We start from the raw sequence: 19,522 nt of genomic DNA, 5'->3' as shown, positions 1-19,522 counted from the left end.
TGCAAAAACCGATAATACCATTCCATTAACAAAGGACAATTACCGCAGTACAATTCTGTAAAGCCAATATAAAAGGAAGTGGATTAAAGCATAAAAAATAGGGAATACAATAAAAGGTAATGAAATGATGCTGATAAAACAGCTGATGTTCTGTTGAATCCCCAAAAAGGCCAGCTCGTGCGATTAAGAAATAAAGATCCATAAAGGCCCGCAAATTTAGGGTTTTATGAATACATATGTCTCATTCATAAAATAGACAAATTTCCCAAAGAAAAGTGACACGATGTCATTAAAAGGATTGACTAATGACATTGTGTCACTTACTATGAAAGTATACAACATGACATTGTGTCACTTTTGGGAAATACGGAGGAAGAAAATGCCTAAAAAAACATTTTTTAATCTGCCGGAGAATAAAAGGGGAAAATTGATTGAAGCGGCTGAAAAGGAATTTTCAAGGGTCCCGTTATCACAGGCCTCCATTGCTAATATAGTAAAAACGGCCGGAGTGCCAAGGGGAAGCTTTTATCAGTACTTTGAAAATAAAGAGGATGCCTTCTACTATTTGCTGGAAGCGCAAACGAACAAAAGGAAAGCTTTTTTTATTCTTTCTCTTCAAAATAATAACGGCGATATTCTTGCAGCGATGGAGGACTTGTTCCGACTGATGCTGAAGGAGCTTGGTCAAGAGGATAACGTGAACTTTTTAAAAAATGCTTTGATGAATGTAACACATGAGATAGAGGATATATTCACAAAAATATTTGATGAAAAGCACTCAGGCAGAAGCTCTCTGATGGAAATAAAATGCCTTATCGATAGAGAGAAGTTAAACATTTCGGATGAGAGAGAGTTCTTTCATATAATGCAAATACTGACATCCGTTACATTCAGGAATTTGGTGGATAAATATTCAAGGAATATTTCCGATGACGAAGCATTGGAAAACTTTATGATTGAAATGAATCTGCTGAGAAAAGGTCTCAGCAAGTAAACTATTATTAATCTTTGGAAATGGGGTATGATAAATGACAGTAACAATTTATGGGGCTGCCTGTTCGTCCACAAGAAAAGCGAAACAATGGTTTACAAAACATGAGATTAATTATGAGGAAAGAAATGTGATGAAAGAAGCATTGACTGTAAATGAGCTGCAAAGTATCTTAAGGATGACGGTTGAAGGCACAGATGAAATCATCTCCACAAGGTCGAAGGTGTACAAAGATTTGAATCTGGATATCGAATCATTGGCACTGCAGGAGCTGATTGAACTAATCCAGGAACATCCAAGACTTTTAAGAAGCCCGATCATGGTGGATGAGAAGAGACTTCAGGTTGGCTATCATGAGGATGATATCCGCCAGTTCCTGCCAAGAAAGACGCGGGAATACCAATGGCTGCAATGGAGAACAAACCATCTTAGTCTTGCAGAAAGCTAGAAAAGTTTAGGAGACTTATCAGTATGAGGTATGTCGTGGAGGGTTTACATGAATCTGATTGCAGAACAGCCGTACATAAAGATTGTGCGTGAAGTAAACAGCATTGAACAAATCGATATTGAACATCAGCGGAAGATGTATCTATATGAGGAAAAAATCGTGACAGAGCACAGGGAATTTTCCATTGATGATGTGCTCGATATTTCCTACCGTTTTATAGGTATGGATGGCGGTTTACTTTACTTGCATACCATTTATGGTGCCTATTCCTATATCGTAAAAAATTCTCCAGAAGCTTTTGTGGAAGCATTCAAAGCATACCGCAAAACAATGCATACGGGAGAAAAAGACCTGTAAGCAGCATACCATCCAGCATTAACTGATATTCATACGCCAAAAACAGAAAGAGCATTGATTTAGTTTTTGTTCGGTACTGTTTGAGTGAAAAAATTCTGTAATAGCTCGAAACGAACGTTAAAATTATTTTACAATTAGCTCTCCATATGATGTATGAAAGGAACAGCGATCCATAACTTAATCGCTGTTTTTGCTTTAAAGATAATAAAGTATAAATTTTTGGCAGCAATTAACCCTTACACATAAACAGCCGCGTCCAGCTCCAGCGCCTACCCCCTCGAGGTCTTAAGTAGAAACTACCTGTGGCAAAGAACGCGACTGGTAGTTTCTGCTTAAGCTTGTCGGGGGTGATCAAGGCGCTTGCGCTTTTGTTCTTAACCTTCAGTCCCCATGTCTGATTTATTGCATAGGATAATACAGTAATGGATAAGGGGTGCAAACGAATGGGGCTTTACTTTAATGATTCGGCGAATGTAAACCTTTATAAGAATGGCGGTAAGCTGCAGGAACCGAATCAAGGTTTTTATATAAGAAATCATGTATCGGAATTTATGAAGGAACAGCAGCGAATGAATAAATTGCTGCAACAATCTTTATTTGAAGTTTCACAGAGGTATGAACAGCAGCAATATAAAAGTGATTCAAGATGGGAAAGTGTTGGCAGTCAGCTAAAAGAGCTGCGGGAAATGAATGAACAGCATGAAGTGATGGAAAATCAGGTTACAAACCAATTGAAGAAACTGGAAGCAAATCATCAAAATCTGGTCGTTTTGCTCGAGCAAGATCGAGTATCCGATAAACAAGTGGTGGAACATTTGAATCAATTAACCATTTCACAGGAAGAAATCGGAAAATTACTGGATAGTGTTGCACAAGCAAATATGCAGCTCGATATAAGGATGGAAGAACAGGCTGAGCAGCTGACTTCACAGGGAACTTCCAATGCAGAAGTAACAAAAAGGCTCGATAATCAGGAAGCAATCATGGAAAAGATCACTAGACAGATGGACTATTTCCGCAGTCTTCTCTTTGAGCGTACAAATTATTTGTCAGAAAAAATTGAGCAGACGTCAGCATACATTCTCAGCCTGCTTTCCGGACCAGACCGATTGGCTGCAAAATATTTAACCTCTCAGAAAAACAGAGAGATGGAGAAAAATATTAAAGAGTAAGGCTGCAGAAATTATGCTGTAATGCCTTATTTTTTTGGCTTTTTTCGGTGACAGGGCTTGCTCCGGATAACATTAAAATATCATCCTAATCTCTGTGATTTTATGTTTTCAAGTGATAAAATGGTTTTACTGTTATTACTTTTTTGGACAGGCAGGAAAGTACTAGCTTGCCAAACTGCATAAATGAAACCAAGTTTTTTAATTAAGGGGGAAGCCATCATGGATCATGGAAGCTATCGCGATACATGGGTAGAAGTATCCTTGGATGCCATTAAATCCAATGTCAAATCGTTTAAGAAACATATTCAGGAAAAAACAATGCTGATGGCTGTTGTAAAGGCTGATGGCTATGGTCATGGAGCTGTTCATGTGGCAAATGCTGCCATCCAGTCTGGAGCAGGCTATATAGGTGTTGCCTTTTTGGATGAAGCACTGAAGCTGCGTGAAGCAGGCATTGTGACGCCAATTCTTGTCTTAGGCTATACATCTCCTGCTGCTGTTTCAGAAGCAGTCAAAAACGACATTACGTTTACCATATATTCTGATGAAAGTGTTCCGGAAATAAGAAAGGCAGCGAAGGATTTCAAAAAGCAAGCAAAAGTCCATTTGAAAATAGACACTGGGATGAGCCGGATAGGCATTCGGGATAGAAAAGAAGCACTTAAGGTCTGTCAATCCCTAAACTCTTCCGACATCTTACTGGAAGGAATTTTCACCCATTTTGCGGATGCCGATAATGTGGATTCAACATATACATATAAGCAGTTTGAGAATTTCAATGGTGTCATTAAATATTTGGAGGATCACCATGTGAAAATACCGATAAAGCACTGTTGCAACAGTGCCGGAACCATTGCCTATCCAGATATGCATATGGATATGGTGCGTGTGGGGATAAGCTTATACGGCCTTTACCCGAGCAGTCATCTGCAGGATAAGATTAAATTAAAGCAAGCTATGACCTTTCGAACAAAACCAGTTATGATAAAACCGCTGGAAGCAGGCGAACCGATCAGCTACGGGTGTACCTATGTCGCGAAGGAATCATCTACCATTGCCACACTCCCTGTAGGATATGCGGATGGATTCTCAAGACAGCTTTCCAACAAAGGGCGTGCAACGGTAAATGGAGTCCATGTTCCAATTGTAGGAAGAATCTGTATGGATCAGACGATGATTGATGTTTCATCTGTCGAATCCCTTGGTTATGATGATGTGGTCACACTGTTTGGTGACCCGGAGGATGGTTACATTTCGCTTGGTGAGGTGGCTGACCAAATGAATACGATTCACTATGAAACAGTGTGCTTAATAGGAAAGCGTGTACCAAGGGTTTATACGCAAGATGGAGAATTTTTATAAAGGAGAATGCTCTTTAGCTGGAGCATTCTCTTTTTACATTTCTGCGTAATTACAGCAGGGCCTTCCCCAAAGGGTGAATTACCAATGTTCTGCCTGTATTGGCTATAGTTCACAGGGGTTTCGCCATAGTTCAAAAGAAATTCGCCATAGTTCACATTTTAATTGCCGAAGTTCACACATTCAGCCAGATAAAACATCCCCGGAATGACGCTATTTCCCTAATTTCACTTCATCAAGCCCAGTCAGTTCTACGGATTGTTCATGGTTCATATTATCAAGCGGAAATACGGTTGCTATTTCGCTGTTTGGGTCCAACGATTGAATATAAACTGGAATGCCATGATAATTGACGTTTATCATTGCAGTGGATTCCATGATTTCCTGTGCACGCTGTTTATCCATCATTGGTATCCTCCTTTAAATGGCTGTAAGAGTATTTTTCGTTTTCATTATGGAGAATATACGGAGCAAATTTTACATATTGTAATGAATATGAGATGGACTTAGCCAAAAAATATTGTTACGATTTAAATGACTGAGGAACTACGCTAAAAACTGAAATTTAAAATAGGAAAGAGCTGCAATGAAACCATTTACCGAGGAAGTAATTCATATCATAAAGGCAATCCCTGAAGGAACTGTCATGACATATGGGCAAATCGCCAAAGCAGCAGGAAGTCCGCGGGCTGCCAGACAGGTCGTGAGGATACTTCATTCCATGAGCCGAAAGCATAACCTGCCTTGGCATCGTGTGATCAATGCCAAAGGAAGCATTGCAATAAAGGCCAGCGAAACGTGGATGGAACAGAAACTGCGGCTGGAGGAAGAAGGCATTGCAGTCAGTGCTGCAGGCTATGTTGATTTGGAGGCATATCAATTTTCCAATACGGCAAGTGAAGAGAAAATGTGATATGGGTCAGAACTTATATTTATTAATTCAACTGATTTTTCGCTATACTAAAGGCAAGTAGAAAAGGGGGATTATAATGGAATTTACGATGCATGAAAATGGCTTTGAATCTGAATTCGATTTTGGCAAACTGACCATATCCAGTAATGATGAACTAGGGTTTAGACCTTTCGCATTATTAGTATCTTCAATAGTTGGCTGCAGTGGTGGCGTGCTGAAAAAAGTACTGACGAAAATGCGTATCGATTTTGATGATATTAAAATCTCTGCCGACGTGAAAAGAAATCCCGACGAAGCAAACCGTGTAGAAGAAATTAAATTGCATTATATTATTATAGGAAATGATATCGCCGAGCAAAAAGTCGAAAAAGCACTTGAACTTTCATCAAAAAACTGCTCTATGGTTCAGTCTGTCAAAGGCAGCATCGATATTATAGAAACATTCGAAATCAAAAAAACCAAAGCATAATAAGGCTATGGGTTTTTACTATTGGCTAAATTCTTAGCAGAGTCTAATGCAGACTCCAAAGCTCTTATCGTTTTTGTCATCGAATTTCTAATATAAAAGCATATAACTTGTTACTTACTATTTATAACTATATAATAAAAAAGAATTAAATATGTTGCAATAATAAATTAAAGATGGTATATTGTTATTAATTAAAGAATGTTTAATTAAAAATAAAAAACCAAAGATACATTAGGAGGAATAAAGATATGTTGAAAATTGGTATTGTTTTAGGTAGTGTGCGTCAAGGACGTAATGGGGAAGCTGTAGCAAAATGGACTTATGATTTCGCAACAAAACGTAATGATGATGTGGAATATGAAATCGTAGACTTGGCTGATTATAAATTGCCATTCCTTGGTGCAGCTCTTCCAGAAGCACAGCAAGCAGAAGCAGAAACAGCAATCAAAGCTTGGTCTGAAAAAATTGCATCGTTTGACGGCTATATCTTCATAGCACCAGAATATAACCATGCAGTTGGTGGAGCGTTCAAAAATGCGCTTGATTACTTAAACCCTGAATTAAACAACAAAGCTGCAGGATTCGTTGGATACGGCAGCCTTGGCGGAACTCGTGCCCACGAAAACCTTCGCCTGATCCTGGGTGAATTACAAGTTGCAGACGTTCGTACAGCAGTAACATTCTCACTAATGACGGACTTCGAAAACATGAGTGAATTCAAACCTGCTGATTACCATGCAGACAATGCTAACCAAATGCTTGATCAGGTTATCGCATGGAGCGGTGCTTTAAAAACTGTTCGATAAGTTTTTTAATAGAAAATGTTTTTCCTGAAATCAGGAGTATAAAAATAGCCCCTTAATTAACCGGGTTATGGAAGGGCGGTTAACTCTAAACAACGATTGTGCTTAAGCACTTTAAGGTTTGGGGTGGCTGTCCTTTCATTATTATTTAACAATTAGAAGAACAGGTGGTGCTCAAATGGGTTTCTTGGATAAATTGTTTGGAAAATCAACTAAAACAGATAATGAACCAGCAGTAAAAAAAGATAATTTAAAAATAGCTATCGTTCAAGGCAGCGTTCGACAAGGCCGTAACGGAGAAGCAGTAGCAAAATGGACATATGATTTTGCAACAAAACGCAATGATGATGTGGAATATGAAATTGTCGATCTTGCAGACTATAACCTGCCAATGCTTGGTGAAGAACTAACAGAAGTTAACCAGTCTGATTCAGAAACAGCAATTAAAGCATGGTCAGAAAAGATTGCTTCTTTCGACGGTTATATTTTCGTAGCTCCAGAATACAATCATGCAGTAGGTGGAGCACTTAAGAACGCGCTTGACTTCTTGAATCCTGAAGTTAACAACAAAGCTGCGGCATTTGTCGGCTATGGCAGCTTAGGTGGAACCCGCGCCCATGAAAACCTCCGTCTAATCCTGGGAGAACTTCAAGTTGCAGACGTACGTACTGCCGTAACATTCTCACTGATGACAGACTTTGAAAACATGAGCGAATTCAAACCTGCTGATTATCATGCAGATAATGCCAATCAAATGCTTGACCAGCTTATTTCCTGGACAGGCGGATTTAAATCATTGAGATAAGACATAGAAAAAAGGATGCCAATAAGGCGTCCTTTTTTCTGCAGGTAGGTAAGTTTATATCTTTCTCCCTGCTGGAACCAAAGGCTTGTTAAAACCAATTTTTCCAGGCAGCAAGGAACTTAATGTCCTGTTTGCATAGACAAAATAATTCGATGATAAGGCTCCTGACAAAGGGTGCTTTTCTCATTTCAGTAACTACTCTTCAGAAAGCTGCTCCAACTGTACATCGAATTCATTCTGGGGGTCATCCAGTGGATATATGCGTGCCAGCTTATTTTGTTCGTCCACATGCTGGATATAAATTTTTTTGCCATTATAGGTAACGTTAATTAATTCAGGCGATTCCACGATCTGTTCCGCTCTTTGTATATTCATAAAAAAACCTCCATCATGTCATATTTGGCTAAAGGCTGTTTTCCAAGGGAAAGCATTGTCAATGTCGCTTACTAGGTAATTTCCTGGCTGGATCTCCATGGCCTTGACGCTTTCTGTTCTGTTCGTCTTTTTGCTTTGTATCATTAAATTTTCTTACAAAGTCAGATGTAGTATCCATTCCTATCCTCCTTAAGCAGCTGATATATGTTTATTCTTACCATTCAGGATTGAAAAATGCATAATGCGGCGGTTGAAAATGCATAATGAATGAAAAATTAATTATAGCGTGCTATTTACTTTTTTCATATAATGAGGTAAAATTTAATCCTTAGTAATTTAATGCGAAAAGAGGGTTTTGTGATGGAACAATCTGTTATGGCAGATAAAAGATTTAAACTTAAACCTACAACTGTTATTACGGAACTCAGTCCGATGCAAAAACCATTCATGATGGTGGGAATTATTGCTGCTATTGCTTTATTAATAGCAACTGTTGCTGCAGCAGGCTGGGTACAAGGTGTTTTATATATGATAGGATTGGCGTTGGGAGCTACGTTGCTCCATGCCAGATTTGGATTTACATCTGCATTTCGCAGACTGGCTTCTGTCGGCAATGTACAGGGGCTTCAGGCACATATGGTAATGCTCGCAGTTGCTACAACCTTATTTGCAATAATATTAAGTACTGGTTTCAGCTTTACAGGTGTGACACCGGCAGGGTATGTTTCGCCTGTTGGGGTTAGTGTAATTGTGGGCTCTTTCCTTTTTGGAATAGGAATGCAGCTGGGAAATGGGTGTGCGTCTGGTACATTGTACAATTTCGGTGGTGGAGCATCATCCATGATATTTACGCTGATCGCCTTTATTATTGGTTCAACGATCGGCGCTTATCATTTCTCATTCTGGATGGATACACCATCATTGCCTCCGATATCCTTGGCGGAATCAACAGGACTTGGATTTTTTGGTGGCTGGTTTGTTCAGATAGTATTATTTGCCGTGATTTATGGTATAACCGTTAAGATTGCAAAAAGAAAAAATCCTCCCGCAATGAAACCACTTCCAACAACAAGTGGGTGGAAAAAGGTTTTCAGAGGATCATGGCCACTATTTGCGGCGGCTATCATTCTGGCAATCTTAAATGCTTTGACTCTAACAGTAAGAGGTCAGCCATGGGGGATTACATCCGGCTTTGCTTTATGGGGTGGCAAAACACTTCAGGCAATCGGTGTAGATGTGTCATCATGGGGCTATTTTACAGGTCCAGCTGGTGAAGCATTGTCACAATCAGTATTGGCTGATTCAACAAGCGTCATGAATTTCGGTATTATTCTAGGGGCATTCATCGCTGCCGCTGCCCAGGGGACTTTCAAACCGAAGAAAATCAAACCGGGTGTTGCCGGAGCGGCCATTGTCGGCGGCCTTTTAATGGGATACGGCTCACGTCTAGCTTTTGGATGTAACATTGGCGCTTACTTCGGTGGTATTGCTTCATTCAGTCTTCACGGATGGGTTTGGGGTGTCATGGCACTCCTCGGAACCGGTCTAGCCTTGTTTATCAGACCATTATTTGGAATGAACAACCCGAAAAAGTCTGATCAATTTTGTTAGTAGATTCATAAACACCCGAAAATCCATATTGGATTTTTGGGTGTTTTTATGTTATTTCTCACCAAACAATCCGATTACTGCCCTCGACAATTGTTGCAAGACTATGGATAATCAGAAACTGTGCCCCATAATAACTAAGCATAATCAGTTCCGCTGCATTCCCGACAGGTGCAATGAACATATTCCATACGAGTAAAGAGTAAGATAGAACAAATAAAATGCCCCCGCTGGATGCCCACCTGTTCCCTGTCATAATGGCAGACCAGGCCATTAAGGAAATGACAAGTAAATAGCCGATCACAGGAACCATCAACGCCTCATTCCCGTTTGAATTCAATTCATGTATTAATACCCTGCCAATAAAAATCCCGCATATAGCAATCGGCACTAGTAAAACTAAACGTATTTTTGAAAAATTCCATTGTGTTAAGAATCCGGCAATGTAAAAGAGGTTTCCAATCAGGAAGGCAGACAGTCCAATCGGGAACCAATGGATTGTGCCATCACCGATAATACAAAAAATAAGGCCGATAATAATCAGCCAGTGCGTATTCGACTTTTTCAGTGGTAACTGCTTAAAGGCATACACAAAAATCAAAATCATTGGAGCCAGTTTAAAGAACAGACTAAAGATAAACGGTTCAGACGGAGCAATGAATATATACACAAGTCCCATCGCGAAGATGAGTAATGGTATTTGATATAAAATCATTGTACTCACTCCTTGGATGTATTACTTATATGGTTCGAGAAAAGGAGTATGAAATCCTTTTATTTCGACAAATTTTTTTATATCTATACACTGCATTACATACGAAAATCATCTTCACTGTTCGGGAAGCTCCTTGTCTAAACGGGAGATCATTCCATCAAGCCGGGCAAGCCCCTCGTTCAAACGGTAGAGCATCCTCACAGGTCGGTAGAGCCTCTCCTCCAAACGGTAGAGCCCCCTCGCCAAACGGTAGAGCCCCCCGCCCAAAGCACCCCCATTCATACCAGCGGAAGCACCCGCCTTACCCGACACAATCTCAGGTCACTAATGGCAGTCACAGGTAAATTTCCCATCTATTGTTTAATATTACACAGAAAAGGAATAATAAAAACATCTGGAACAAAGGAGTGTGTTATTTTGAGTCAGGAAAAAATCAAATCGACTGTTGAAAAGATTTTTAAAGAGAGTCCGATTGGAACAATGGCAACCGTGAAAGGGAATAAGCCTCATTCCCGATATATGATGTTTTTCCATAGAGATCTAAAATTATATACAGCCACAAATAAAGATACGGATAAAACCGAAGAAATTGAAAATAACCCATATACGCACATCTTGATTGGCTATGAAGGTGAAGGTTTCGGGGACGAGTATGTGGAATATCAGGGGAAAGTATCCTTTAATGATTCTGCAGAAATGAAAAAGGAACTTTGGAATGATGATATGAAGCTTTATTTTGAAGGACCGGATGATCCTGAATATTTGATTTTGGAAATAGAACCACTCAATATTCGCTTAATGAATAAAAAAGGTGAGCCGCCAAAAGAGCTGGAAATATAAGAACAAAAGCGCAAGCGCCCGATTAGGGACGTACGGACTGCGCCCCGCACTGTGGGGTGGTTCGACTTGTCGAACATTCCTACGTAGGAGATAAAGTAAACATGCCCCTTGTACTAAAGGGGTATGCCGACGTTGGCGTAGCCCGTTTTTAGTCGGCCTTCCTTAAGCACCAGAGTCGATGTCGACTTTCACCACAAGGGTATAAGTGAGACTAAGCCTCATGTCTTGACAGTCGGCAAGTCTAATTTATCGTACGGAGGTGAAGGAAGTCTCGCTAGTCCCTGGGCGCTGGAGCTGGCCGTGGCTGTTTATGTATAAGAGTTATTTGCTGCCAAAATTTATACTTTCTATTTCATAAAAAAACAATGCGGGCTATCTGCTCCGCATTGTTTTTTTGCTTTTACTTATTTTTCCCCTTCAAATCAACCCCGATGGAAGCACCTCCGTATCTTCTGGCATCGGCAACACCTGTAAACAATCCTGTTTCATGGTCAATCAGAATGCTTTGTACATTTCCAATGTCTGTCGGGCTCGTTCCAAATGAGTGGCCCATATCATTCAATTCCTCCAGCACGTTGGAAGGAATTCCTTCTTCATAACGATAGGAATTGAGGTTGTTGGAATAAATTCGTGGTTCTGCAATTGCATCCTCAAGCTCCATATCGTACTCAAATGTATTGATGATTGTCTGAAGCACGGAGGTAATAATGGTCGGTCCTCCCGGTGAACCGACAGTCAATACCGGCTCCCCATCCTCAAAGACGATGGTTGGAGTCATACTGCTCAATGGCCTTTTATTTGGCTGTACTTCATTTGCACCGCCTGGAACTGCATCGAAATCGGTCAGTTCATTATTCAGCATAAATCCATAGCCAGGCACCATGATACCACTGCCGAAAACCTGTTCAATCGTTGTCGTATAAGAGACAACATTTCCCCATCTGTCTGTAACAGAGAAGTGTGTCGTTTCGCCGTATTCACGGTCATCCGGCTGTACAGTGGCCTCGTAATCTGGAGTGGCTTCTTCATATTGCCATGGATCTCCTGCGGTTGGATTATCATTGACAGAGTTCAAATCGATCAATGCCTGTCTTTCAGAAATATAATCCGGATCCAGCAATCCTTGTAAAGGAACATCGACAAACTCTGGATCACCTGCATAGGCAGCGCGGTCTGCATAGGCCAAATGCATGGTTTCTGCCAATAAATGATATTTCTCTATGGAACGTGAATCATATTGGGATAGATCGAACCCATCAAGTATTCCGAGCATTTGCAATAAGAAAACCCCGCCTGAGCTTGGAGGTGGCATACTGGCAATATCATAGCCATGAAATTCCCCCCAAATTGGCTCATCAATGGTAACATCGTAATTGTTCAGGTCGTCCGTTGTCATTGAACCGCCAAATTCCTGTACTGTTTCAGCTAAGGCATCTGCAATTTCACCGTTATAGAATGCATCGGACCCGTGTGAACGGATTAGTTTCAGTGTTTTGGCCAAATCCTCCTGAACTAACAAATCACCCTCCTGTAATGGTACGCCATCAGGGACGAAAATATCCCCTGCAGCAGTCTGCATTAGCTTGTCCTGGTTGGATTCGATTGCCTCAGCTAAGTTTTTATTTATTGGAAAGCCTTTTTGTGCAAGCTTTACAGCAGGTTCGATTAATTGGGGCATTGGACGTGAACCCCATATTTCATGGGCTTCTTCCAAACCTTTCAGGGTTCCCGGCACTCCGACAGATGTTCCAAGTCTTACCCGTTGACTAAAAGGTATGGGATTGCCGTTATCATCCAAAAACATATCAGGCGTTGCCCCCGCTGGAGCGCGCTCCCTGCTGTTAATGATGGTCGTTTCCTCTGTATCACCGTCATATACCATCATAAAACCTCCGCCACCGATACCAGACATCATTGGCTCGGTAACATTTAATGCAAATTGGATGGCGATAGCTGCGTCGATCGCGTTTCCGCCTTTTTCCAATATGTCAGCTCCAGCCTGGGAAGCGAAGGCATGCGATGTAGCAACCATACCTCCATTCGCCGTTTCCACTAAATCATATTGCTCATAATCTGTTTCGTAATTCTTTGCAAATCCACTTGCCGGGAGTGTTCCAATGACGAGTAACATGACAATAAATGCTGTAATAGATTGATTGACAAACTTTTTCATTCTTTTCCTCCTATTAAAGTGTTTTTAGCAAGCCTAAGAAAAAATGCTGATCAGAAACTGGACAATACTTGAGCATTTAAGCGGACGCCTTACGTGTAAGTAAAGTTATTCACGGTCCCTTACATGAAAACCTCCTTCTCTTAAAATAAATTAATCTCTAGATGTATTATTCGCTCCTGTGGAAGCGTTCTCCTTTTATATCTGTAAAAACAGAACAATAGGCTGATAATTCAGAATTAATAAAGGGAATTAGTCCTAGAAAAGTTTATATTCCAATAATATGTCATGCAAATTACGTACAAAGGATCAAAACATTGACATCATTCTTCAATGAAAGACATTTTTACGTGCGTTATTAACTATCAGGAGTCAACTATTTGATAGTAACTATAGTAAACTAGTGCTTTGTACGGTTTAATGTTACGAAAATATTAATCATATTAATGCTCTATAAATTAAGCGTAAGGATTCAGTAAATACACTTACTTTGATAAAAAAATATGCTTAAATAGAAAGAAATGCCTCAGCTTCAGGTTACCGTAGATCAGTTACAGGCAACGAAACCATCCTATGCAACTCAAGGTGGTTTAATGGATATGATTCCTGAAGGTCGTAAAATTATGGAAACTGCACTTGAAACAGTATACAATAGCGGTGATGTAGATGAAGCTTACGAAAGTGCCGTAGAGCAATTTAACAGTGCAATCGAACTGGCAAACGCTGCAAAAGGTGAATAATTAAGATTCAATCTATATAGATGAGAGAATAAAGCGACGATGGTTGTTTTATTCTCTTTTCTTAAAAAAAAGGATAATATAAATTTTGACAGCAATTAACTCCTACACCTAAACAGCCGCAGTCCAGCTCCAGCGCTTTTGTTCAATAATTGGAAAGGAAGTGTTTTTATGACAGAAACGAAAATATTCGGCCACCGGGGCTCTATGGGGACATATCCTGAAAATACATTACTCGGTTTCAGGGAAGCTATCAGACAAGGTGTCGATGGACTTGAATTGGACGTACATATGACAAAAGATGGTGAGATTGTTGTAATCCATGACGAGTCATTGGACCGGACAACAGACGGGTCTGGGAACATTAAAGATCTTTTATTGGACGAAATTAAGACCTACAGCGCAGGCATCAACTATTCACATTTTCCCGCCTATGACGCTGATTCATGGAATTCCATGAAAGTGCCCACATTGGAAGAAGTGCTTAAATTATTGCGTCCTTACGATATTGAACTGAATATCGAACTAAAGACATATATATACAACTATCCGGGAATGGAAGAAAAATTGCTTTCCATCGTAAAAGCTTACAGCAATAGACTCAAAGTTATTTATTCCTCCTTCCATCTGCCAAGCATTCTGCGTATAAAAGAGCTGGATAATACTGCAAATATCGCATGGCTTCTCGATGAATGCATATCCCTTCCGAAAGATTATATGGAAACCCTTCAACTCGAAGGATTGCATTTATCCAAAAACATACTACTGAAACATCCACACCATTGGAAAGATTTATACAATCACCTGCGCATCTGGACAGCTAATAACCGCAATGAAATAAAGCAGCTTTTGGATTTAAAAGTGAACGCCATCGTGACAGACTTTCCTGAAAAGGCTTTGTTCTATAGAAGTGAGCGAAAGTTGTTTGTATAAAAAATTTCTTACATTCACTTTTATTCTTTTCCTTGCTGGTGTAAGTATCTGGTTTGTCTCCGCAGAAAAGCAGAAGTGAAATTAAGGAATTTGAGACAATAGAAGTTTTCAATAATCAGACGGTAACCGAAGAGATTCCTACATTGGAAGAAATCATTCATGTTTTTGGAGACACAGAACATTATTATATTGAGTCAAGGTTAGTAGATGGTGAGCGATTAATGGAAGAGCCATTAATCGAAATGTTAAACAAGCATGACCTTGAAACAGGCAAAATCGGTTGCATATCCAATTATTGGAATTGAAGCGTCGGATGTGACACTGAAAAATGTTAATGAACTGCATCGTCATGGGAAAGAGGTTCATGTGTTTTTTACCGATAGGAGTAAGCAGAAGGAAGAACAGGAGCGGGTGGCAGCGTATAATGTGGACGGATATTTTACAGATGATATTGCTTTTACAAAACAATTGTTGGGGAGAGATTAACTGGAGTTGATCTCTCCCTTTCCAGATTACCCATCGATAATGAACGCCTCTGCACCTGTTTTGCTGACGGTTTGTAAATGGCTTTCGGCTTGTTGTCTGCTTCTGAACGCACCTGCCTGAACACGGTACCAGTGTTCTCCGGAAATAGTAACCGGATCCACGAATGCTTCTATTTCTTTCGATGTTAGGAATGCAACCTGTTCATCGGCATTATCCTCATGTTTGAAGGATCCTGCAATTACCTTGAAAAGTGTGTCTTTATCACTTGATTTGCGTTCCAGATTAAATGCTTTGGCCAATCCATTCACATGACCTAGGGCAATATTTTGTTTCCATGTATCTTGCTTCATTAAAGCGGAGTCACCGCTGTTATCGATAAAACCATTCTCTGATAGAAAGGCAGGCATTGTGGTTTCACGCAGGACATGAAGGTTTGCTTTCTTTTTGCCACGATTTCGTAATCGATTCATTTTTGTGATCTCTTCATGCAAGATATCCTGGTATTTGGCAGCCTTCGATTGTTCAGAGAGGCTGTTGTGGATGAAATCCTCATATCCATCTGCCTTACTATTAAAAGCATTGCAGTGGATAGACAGATAAAAATCAGCCCCCCAGTAATTCGCTTCATCTTTCCGCTTTCGCAAAGTTTTTGTGGCGTCGCCCGAACGGCTCATCTTTACACTGACACGCTCAAATTTCTCGGTCAGTATGCTGCGGATTCGCAAAGCGATATCCAATACAACATCTTTTTCTTTTAACCCATTACCGGAAGCACCCGGATCCGCCCCGCCATGGCCGGGGTCTAAATAAAGTTTCATTTCGATCACCCTCCTGTCAATGGAACTGTTTTTTGTTTTGGCCAAACAACCTTATCTCACTGGATCCTTCGTTTTATAAGCCGGCTTCACAACTACTATCGAAATAAATCACTCACTGGGGGTGAAGAGGCAAAAAAATTTAGCATAAAGCTGTTTTACTTCGCCCAAACTAAAACAGATATGACAGAAGGAGGCTTATTGATGAGCAATAAAGAAAAAAAGCATGACAATCAGTTCAAAGAGAATGGCAGCTCTGGCGAACAGCGTAATGGGCGCAAGAGCCAATATAAAAATTATAATTCTCTTGCTGAAGAAGAGCCGAATGAGTATATTGATAATAAAAAATAAAAAAATCGAGGATCGACTGCTTAGATCCTCGATTTTTTTATTTTATTTGGGCATGGGTATTTGTTTTAATCACGTGTTTTGAGCAGTAAGATCATGTCGACTTTATTTCAAAATAAGAAAGTATATATTTTGGCAGCAATTAATTCTTACACATAAACGGCCACGGCCAGCTCCAGCGCCTACCCCCTCGAGGTCTTTAGTAGAAACTACCTGTGGCAAAGAACGCCACTGGTAGTTTCTACTAAAGCTTGTCGGGGGTGATCAAGGCGCTTGCGCTTTTGTTCTTTACCAGCCGGGAACTACTGATCCGTCGAAGTTCTCTTCAACAAACTGTTTCACTTCGTCGGTTTGATATATATCGATAAACTGCTGAACAACTTCATCATCTTTATTTTCCTCACGTACAGCAATCAAGTTAACAAATGTAGAATCTTGCTCAATATAGATCGAATCTTTACCGGGAACAAGTCCTGCTTCAAGTGCAAAGTTGGAGTTAATCGCTGCTGCGTCCACTTCACCAAGTTGTCTTGGGATTTGTGCTGGGTCGAGTTCGATAAACTCATAGTTATTTGGGTTTTCTGCGATATCATTTACAGTTGCATTGACACCCAATCCCTCTTCAAGGGTAATCAGTCCAGCCTGTTCAAATAGTAAAAGTGCACGTCCGCTGTTTGTCGGGTCACTAGGAAGAGCCAGGCTTGAGCCGTCTTCCAATTCGGAGATGTCGCCAACTTGCTCTGAATATATTCCCATTGGGAAAGTAACGGTATCTGCAACTTTAATGAGTTCCAGTCCACGCTCTTCATTCATATGATCAAAGAATGGTTCAGTCTGAAAGCTGTTAATGTCAATTTCGCCTTCTGATAATGAAACATTCGGCATAACATAGTCACTGAAAATAACTGTTTCAATTGTTAGACCTTCCTCTTCAGCAACCTCAGCAACTTTTTCCAGAATCTCTTCATGTGGTCCAGCTGTTACACCGACTGTGAGTTTATCGTCCTCAAGCAGATCTGATGAACCATCATCTCCTCCACAGGCTGCCAGTAATCCAATCAATAATAGTGTAATTCCTAGATATAATCCTTTTTTCATCATTATCCCTCTTTCTGTAATTATGTGTTTTGGTAAGATCGTTTTTCCACTTTTTTAACTGCTTCCAATACAGTTTCTTCTGTTATGTGAATGTCCATAAAGTGTATGGATTCCTGTGGAAGTATTGCTTTCGTAATAATGCTTTTTATTAGCTCCTCGTTTTCATGATTTATGGAGAAGCTTTCCAGATTGATTGGGAAGTCCCAATCCTTATAATAACCGAGGAGTTTTTCCAATTCTTCAGTTTTATTTTCCAATGCAAGCTGGATAAGTATGCCATAGGATACAATTTCGCCATGAAGAAACTCACGAACCTCTTCAGCTTCTGTCAATCCATTGTGAATGGAATGTGCCCCTGCGATGCGACCTGCTTTGCCACCATATCCGCCAACCATTCCTCCGGTAAGGATAATGGTTTCTATTACCCGGATAAGCTCGCCTGTTACACTTCCTGTTTCCGCTGAAGCAATTGCTCTCGTGCCGTCTTTTAGAAGGATATCGCGGCAAAGCTTGGCTGTAAACTGGGACACCTGAAGCCAAACAGGTAATTCCTGATCCTTATAGAAAGATTGTACGAGTGCATCGGCTTCATAATACTTAGCGAGTGTATCGCCAATCCCTGCTTTTAAGTATTGCAGTGGAGCATTGGCAATGATAGCTGGTTCAACAAGGACGAGCGTGTTGGCTACAGGGAATTCCGTATAGTGGGAGTGCTTCCCGTCTTCATGGTAAAAGACACTTAATGGTGTCCATGCTGCACATGTGGCCGCAATGGTTGGAATCAGCACCGATTTCACGCCAGCTTCTGCAGCAGAAGCTTTGGCAATATCGAGAGCGGTTCCTCCGCCAATACCGATCACTGCATCGACCCCATCCGCAATATATCTTTTTCCTAAGCTGTCAGCTGTATGCACGGTACAATGTCCTTCTACAAATGTAATGGCATTCGAATTCAAAGGAATTATTTCCTCTGGCATGTACGGTTGGGCAGCCTGCCATGATTTCTTTCCTGTAACGATATGTGCTTTTTTGATGTTCAGTTCTGAAAGAAGGCTGTTCAGCTCTTTAAGAACTCCTTCCCCAATACGATAATGACCTGGGGCTCCCTTTACTGCTGCGATTGACAAATGAACACTCCTTTCAGGAAAACAAAAAATGCCGCTCATAATGAGAGGCATTTGCATTTTTTAATTAGCAGTCCCCTCTTATCTATCAAAATACAAAAAGTATTTTGCAGGAATTAGCACCACTTCAGGAAATAATCTTCCCTGAAAGGCTGCCGGGTTTCATCGGGCCAGTCCCTCCACCGCTCTCAATAAGAGTCAAGTTTATAAAGTTGTTTTTCTATCGTAATAGTAATCTTTTAAAAAGTCAATAACTTATTCAAAAAAAGCTTGGAAGTCACTTTAATGCTACCATAGTAAAAGAAATACGCTTATGATAAAACTAAAATAAAGAATAGAACTTTCAGGGAACAAGGTGACACACATATGCCAAAGAAACCGAAAAGAAAAGAAACTGTACTGGAAATTATGCAGTTCAGCGCCATTGGGGGCAGCAATGCGCTGATTGATATAGGAGCTCTGAACCTCATGCTGTTTGTCTGGCCGACAAATGATAATCAGTTGCTCTTATTATTCAACACGATTGCTTACACGTTGGCTGTAACGAATAGCTATGTGTTCAACGCAAATCTTACATTCAGAAAAAGATCGATCAAAAATAAGAAGGAAATTATTTTCTTTTCCATACAGGCATTAGCCAGTCTCATAATCAGCAACATCGTTTTTATTGGAGGTTCTGCATTGCTTGGCTTGTTGCCAATCCCGGTATTGCTGCAGCATAATATTGCCAAAGGAGCTGCAATGGTTCTATCCTCATCAGCCAGCTTCTTCTTTATGAGATATTTTGTATTTCAGGGAAAAACCTCGAAAATTAACAAATAGTGTGTTTTAATGTAATAAGATATTTTGATGAAGCTTATAAATTAATGGCAATGAAGTTAAAATGCAGAAAAAAGAGATCATTCTTTCGCGGTATAGTGAATAATTGCCGAAATCGGCATGCAGGCCCGGTTTTT

At 40.3% G+C, this 19,522-nt stretch carries 25 protein-coding genes and 1 riboswitch; of the genes, 17 read left to right on the top strand and 8 right to left on the bottom strand.

Annotated elements, in window-relative coordinates; genetic code table 11:
* The first annotated feature begins 379 nt into the window (after positions 1-379).
* The 5 genes from A4245_RS15410 to alr all read left to right on the top strand — a co-directional run bounded on the left by A4245_RS15410 (position 380) and on the right by alr (position 4,330).
* Positions 380-994 carry a TetR/AcrR family transcriptional regulator gene (locus A4245_RS15410; protein WP_067729510.1) on the top strand — a complete coding sequence of 205 codons (615 nt, stop codon included), beginning with the start codon at positions 380-382 and terminating at the stop codon, positions 992-994.
* Between the two features lie 34 nt (positions 995-1,028).
* Positions 1,029-1,439 (top strand): transcriptional regulator Spx, encoded by a 411-nt coding sequence (spx, locus tag A4245_RS15405; protein ID WP_067729508.1) that lies wholly within the window; start codon positions 1,029-1,031, stop codon positions 1,437-1,439.
* A 48-nt stretch (positions 1,440-1,487) separates the two neighbouring features.
* Complete coding sequence (locus A4245_RS15400; protein WP_067729506.1) at positions 1,488-1,796, top strand: hypothetical protein; 309 nt, start codon at positions 1,488-1,490, stop codon at positions 1,794-1,796.
* A gap of 443 nt (positions 1,797-2,239) precedes the next feature.
* Positions 2,240-2,968 (top strand): hypothetical protein, encoded by a 729-nt coding sequence (locus tag A4245_RS15395; protein ID WP_067729504.1) that lies wholly within the window; start codon positions 2,240-2,242, stop codon positions 2,966-2,968.
* 219 nt (positions 2,969-3,187) lie between these two features.
* A complete protein-coding gene (alr, locus tag A4245_RS15390; protein WP_067729502.1) occupies positions 3,188-4,330 on the top strand; it encodes an alanine racemase in 1,143 nt (380 codons plus the stop codon).
* A gap of 210 nt (positions 4,331-4,540) precedes the next feature.
* Here the strand turns inward: alr and A4245_RS15385 are convergent, their stop codons facing one another.
* On the bottom strand, positions 4,541-4,735 hold the full coding sequence (locus tag A4245_RS15385) for an H-type small acid-soluble spore protein (protein ID WP_407668394.1): 195 nt from the start codon (positions 4,733-4,735) through the stop codon (positions 4,541-4,543).
* A gap of 178 nt (positions 4,736-4,913) precedes the next feature.
* Here A4245_RS15385 and A4245_RS15380 point away from each other — a divergent pair, with 178 nt between their 5' ends.
* The 4 genes from A4245_RS15380 (at position 4,914) to A4245_RS15365 (ending at position 7,317) form a co-directional block, all read left to right on the top strand.
* Positions 4,914-5,240, top strand: coding sequence for an MGMT family protein (locus A4245_RS15380; protein WP_067729500.1), 327 nt, complete (start codon positions 4,914-4,916; stop codon positions 5,238-5,240).
* Positions 5,241-5,316: 76 nt separating this feature from the next.
* Positions 5,317-5,709 carry an OsmC family protein gene (locus tag A4245_RS15375; RefSeq protein WP_067729494.1) on the top strand — a complete coding sequence of 131 codons (393 nt, stop codon included), beginning with the start codon at positions 5,317-5,319 and terminating at the stop codon, positions 5,707-5,709.
* A gap of 248 nt (positions 5,710-5,957) precedes the next feature.
* Entirely contained in the window at positions 5,958-6,515 is a 558-nt protein-coding gene (locus A4245_RS15370) for an NADPH-dependent FMN reductase (protein ID WP_067729492.1), read from the top strand.
* Positions 6,516-6,690: 175 nt separating this feature from the next.
* Positions 6,691-7,317 (top strand): NADPH-dependent FMN reductase, encoded by a 627-nt coding sequence (locus A4245_RS15365; RefSeq protein WP_084268833.1) that lies wholly within the window; start codon positions 6,691-6,693, stop codon positions 7,315-7,317.
* Between the two features lie 195 nt (positions 7,318-7,512).
* Here A4245_RS15365 and A4245_RS15360 read toward each other — a convergent pair whose 3' ends face one another.
* Positions 7,513-7,692, bottom strand: coding sequence for a small acid-soluble spore protein H (locus tag A4245_RS15360; RefSeq protein ID WP_067729490.1), 180 nt, complete (start codon positions 7,690-7,692; stop codon positions 7,513-7,515).
* A 58-nt stretch (positions 7,693-7,750) separates the two neighbouring features.
* Positions 7,751-7,870 carry a DUF4023 domain-containing protein gene (locus A4245_RS19790; protein WP_084268832.1) on the bottom strand — a complete coding sequence of 40 codons (120 nt, stop codon included), beginning with the start codon at positions 7,868-7,870 and terminating at the stop codon, positions 7,751-7,753.
* A gap of 182 nt (positions 7,871-8,052) precedes the next feature.
* Between A4245_RS19790 and A4245_RS15355 the strand changes: the two genes are divergently transcribed.
* Positions 8,053-9,303 carry a YeeE/YedE family protein gene (locus tag A4245_RS15355; protein ID WP_067729488.1) on the top strand — a complete coding sequence of 417 codons (1,251 nt, stop codon included), beginning with the start codon at positions 8,053-8,055 and terminating at the stop codon, positions 9,301-9,303.
* Between the two features lie 58 nt (positions 9,304-9,361).
* Here the strand turns inward: A4245_RS15355 and A4245_RS15350 are convergent, their stop codons facing one another.
* Positions 9,362-10,015, bottom strand: a complete 654-nt coding sequence (locus A4245_RS15350) for a lysoplasmalogenase (protein ID WP_067729486.1) — start codon at positions 10,013-10,015, stop codon at positions 9,362-9,364.
* Between the two features lie 417 nt (positions 10,016-10,432).
* Here A4245_RS15350 and A4245_RS15345 point away from each other — a divergent pair, with 417 nt between their 5' ends.
* Positions 10,433-10,855 carry a pyridoxamine 5'-phosphate oxidase family protein gene (locus tag A4245_RS15345; protein ID WP_067729484.1) on the top strand — a complete coding sequence of 141 codons (423 nt, stop codon included), beginning with the start codon at positions 10,433-10,435 and terminating at the stop codon, positions 10,853-10,855.
* A gap of 400 nt (positions 10,856-11,255) precedes the next feature.
* On the opposite strand, the gene ggt is transcribed toward A4245_RS15345, so the two are convergent.
* Positions 11,256-13,028 carry a gamma-glutamyltransferase gene (ggt, locus tag A4245_RS15340; RefSeq protein ID WP_067729482.1) on the bottom strand — a complete coding sequence of 591 codons (1,773 nt, stop codon included), beginning with the start codon at positions 13,026-13,028 and terminating at the stop codon, positions 11,256-11,258.
* A 518-nt stretch (positions 13,029-13,546) separates the two neighbouring features.
* Between ggt and A4245_RS15335 the strand changes: the two genes are divergently transcribed.
* The 4 genes from A4245_RS15335 (at position 13,547) to A4245_RS15320 (ending at position 15,181) form a co-directional block, all read left to right on the top strand.
* Positions 13,547-13,765, top strand: coding sequence for a hypothetical protein (locus A4245_RS15335; protein WP_067729480.1), 219 nt, complete (start codon positions 13,547-13,549; stop codon positions 13,763-13,765).
* Between the two features lie 168 nt (positions 13,766-13,933).
* Positions 13,934-14,695, top strand: a complete 762-nt coding sequence (locus tag A4245_RS15330) for a glycerophosphodiester phosphodiesterase (RefSeq protein WP_067729478.1) — start codon at positions 13,934-13,936, stop codon at positions 14,693-14,695.
* Between the two features lie 53 nt (positions 14,696-14,748).
* Complete coding sequence (locus tag A4245_RS15325) at positions 14,749-15,000, top strand: PI-PLC domain-containing protein (protein WP_067729476.1); 252 nt, start codon at positions 14,749-14,751, stop codon at positions 14,998-15,000.
* Positions 14,951-15,181 carry a PI-PLC domain-containing protein gene (locus A4245_RS15320; protein ID WP_157087739.1) on the top strand — a complete coding sequence of 77 codons (231 nt, stop codon included), beginning with the start codon at positions 14,951-14,953 and terminating at the stop codon, positions 15,179-15,181. The genes A4245_RS15325 and A4245_RS15320 overlap by 50 nt, the downstream gene beginning before the upstream one ends.
* Positions 15,182-15,207: 26 nt before the next feature.
* Here A4245_RS15320 and A4245_RS15315 read toward each other — a convergent pair whose 3' ends face one another.
* A complete protein-coding gene (locus tag A4245_RS15315) occupies positions 15,208-15,999 on the bottom strand; it encodes an N-acetylmuramoyl-L-alanine amidase (RefSeq protein ID WP_067729472.1) in 792 nt (263 codons plus the stop codon).
* A 201-nt stretch (positions 16,000-16,200) separates the two neighbouring features.
* Here A4245_RS15315 and A4245_RS20430 point away from each other — a divergent pair, with 201 nt between their 5' ends.
* A complete protein-coding gene (locus tag A4245_RS20430; protein WP_199860697.1) occupies positions 16,201-16,347 on the top strand; it encodes a hypothetical protein in 147 nt (48 codons plus the stop codon).
* A 285-nt stretch (positions 16,348-16,632) separates the two neighbouring features.
* Here A4245_RS20430 and A4245_RS15310 read toward each other — a convergent pair whose 3' ends face one another.
* Both A4245_RS15310 and A4245_RS15305 read right to left on the bottom strand, forming a co-directional pair.
* Positions 16,633-17,442 (bottom strand): MetQ/NlpA family ABC transporter substrate-binding protein, encoded by an 810-nt coding sequence (locus tag A4245_RS15310; RefSeq protein WP_067729470.1) that lies wholly within the window; start codon positions 17,440-17,442, stop codon positions 16,633-16,635.
* Between the two features lie 20 nt (positions 17,443-17,462).
* Positions 17,463-18,569, bottom strand: coding sequence for an iron-containing alcohol dehydrogenase family protein (locus A4245_RS15305; protein ID WP_067729468.1), 1,107 nt, complete (start codon positions 18,567-18,569; stop codon positions 17,463-17,465).
* A 75-nt stretch (positions 18,570-18,644) separates the two neighbouring features.
* Positions 18,645-18,764, bottom strand: a riboswitch (SAM riboswitch).
* Positions 18,765-18,932: 168 nt separating this feature from the next.
* On the opposite strand from A4245_RS15305, the gene A4245_RS15300 reads away from it, so the two are divergent.
* Positions 18,933-19,388, top strand: coding sequence for a GtrA family protein (locus tag A4245_RS15300; RefSeq protein ID WP_067729466.1), 456 nt, complete (start codon positions 18,933-18,935; stop codon positions 19,386-19,388).
* Positions 19,389-19,522: the final 134 nt, after the last annotated feature.

It is taken from the genome of Oceanobacillus damuensis, from assembly GCF_001618145.1.
Taxonomy (GTDB): Bacteria; Bacillota; Bacilli; order Bacillales; family Amphibacillaceae; genus Oceanobacillus; species Oceanobacillus damuensis.
Note: the sequence above shows the minus strand (reverse complement) of the source record. Positions and strands in the feature narration are given on the sequence as shown.

What these genes read in the sequence shown, in the direction of transcription:
- A4245_RS15410 (WP_067729510.1), top strand. Translation starts at nt 380, where the DNA reads ATGCCTAAAAAAACATTTTTTAATCTGCCGGAGAATAAAAGGGGAAAA.
- A4245_RS19790 (WP_084268832.1), bottom strand. Translation starts at nt 7,870, where the DNA reads ATGGATACTACATCTGACTTTGTAAGAAAATTTAATGATACAAAGCAA.
- alr (WP_067729502.1), top strand. Translation starts at nt 3,188, where the DNA reads ATGGATCATGGAAGCTATCGCGATACATGGGTAGAAGTATCCTTGGAT.
- A4245_RS15310 (WP_067729470.1), bottom strand. Translation starts at nt 17,442, where the DNA reads ATGAAAAAAGGATTATATCTAGGAATTACACTATTATTGATTGGATTA.
- A4245_RS15370 (WP_067729492.1), top strand. Translation starts at nt 5,958, where the DNA reads ATGTTGAAAATTGGTATTGTTTTAGGTAGTGTGCGTCAAGGACGTAAT.
- A4245_RS15335 (WP_067729480.1), top strand. Translation starts at nt 13,547, where the DNA reads ATGCCTCAGCTTCAGGTTACCGTAGATCAGTTACAGGCAACGAAACCA.
- A4245_RS15385 (WP_407668394.1), bottom strand. Translation starts at nt 4,735, where the DNA reads ATGATGGATAAACAGCGTGCACAGGAAATCATGGAATCCACTGCAATG.
- A4245_RS15365 (WP_084268833.1), top strand. Translation starts at nt 6,691, where the DNA reads ATGGGTTTCTTGGATAAATTGTTTGGAAAATCAACTAAAACAGATAAT.
- A4245_RS15320 (WP_157087739.1), top strand. Translation starts at nt 14,951, where the DNA reads ATGACCTTGAAACAGGCAAAATCGGTTGCATATCCAATTATTGGAATT.
- A4245_RS15300 (WP_067729466.1), top strand. Translation starts at nt 18,933, where the DNA reads ATGCCAAAGAAACCGAAAAGAAAAGAAACTGTACTGGAAATTATGCAG.
- ggt (WP_067729482.1), bottom strand. Translation starts at nt 13,028, where the DNA reads ATGAAAAAGTTTGTCAATCAATCTATTACAGCATTTATTGTCATGTTA.
- A4245_RS15355 (WP_067729488.1), top strand. Translation starts at nt 8,053, where the DNA reads ATGGAACAATCTGTTATGGCAGATAAAAGATTTAAACTTAAACCTACA.
- A4245_RS20430 (WP_199860697.1), top strand. Translation starts at nt 16,201, where the DNA reads ATGAGCAATAAAGAAAAAAAGCATGACAATCAGTTCAAAGAGAATGGC.
- A4245_RS15375 (WP_067729494.1), top strand. Translation starts at nt 5,317, where the DNA reads ATGGAATTTACGATGCATGAAAATGGCTTTGAATCTGAATTCGATTTT.
- A4245_RS15330 (WP_067729478.1), top strand. Translation starts at nt 13,934, where the DNA reads ATGACAGAAACGAAAATATTCGGCCACCGGGGCTCTATGGGGACATAT.
- A4245_RS15380 (WP_067729500.1), top strand. Translation starts at nt 4,914, where the DNA reads ATGAAACCATTTACCGAGGAAGTAATTCATATCATAAAGGCAATCCCT.
- spx (WP_067729508.1), top strand. Translation starts at nt 1,029, where the DNA reads ATGACAGTAACAATTTATGGGGCTGCCTGTTCGTCCACAAGAAAAGCG.
- A4245_RS15350 (WP_067729486.1), bottom strand. Translation starts at nt 10,015, where the DNA reads ATGATTTTATATCAAATACCATTACTCATCTTCGCGATGGGACTTGTG.
- A4245_RS15400 (WP_067729506.1), top strand. Translation starts at nt 1,488, where the DNA reads ATGAATCTGATTGCAGAACAGCCGTACATAAAGATTGTGCGTGAAGTA.
- A4245_RS15360 (WP_067729490.1), bottom strand. Translation starts at nt 7,692, where the DNA reads ATGAATATACAAAGAGCGGAACAGATCGTGGAATCGCCTGAATTAATT.
- A4245_RS15315 (WP_067729472.1), bottom strand. Translation starts at nt 15,999, where the DNA reads ATGAAACTTTATTTAGACCCCGGCCATGGCGGGGCGGATCCGGGTGCT.
- A4245_RS15395 (WP_067729504.1), top strand. Translation starts at nt 2,240, where the DNA reads ATGGGGCTTTACTTTAATGATTCGGCGAATGTAAACCTTTATAAGAAT.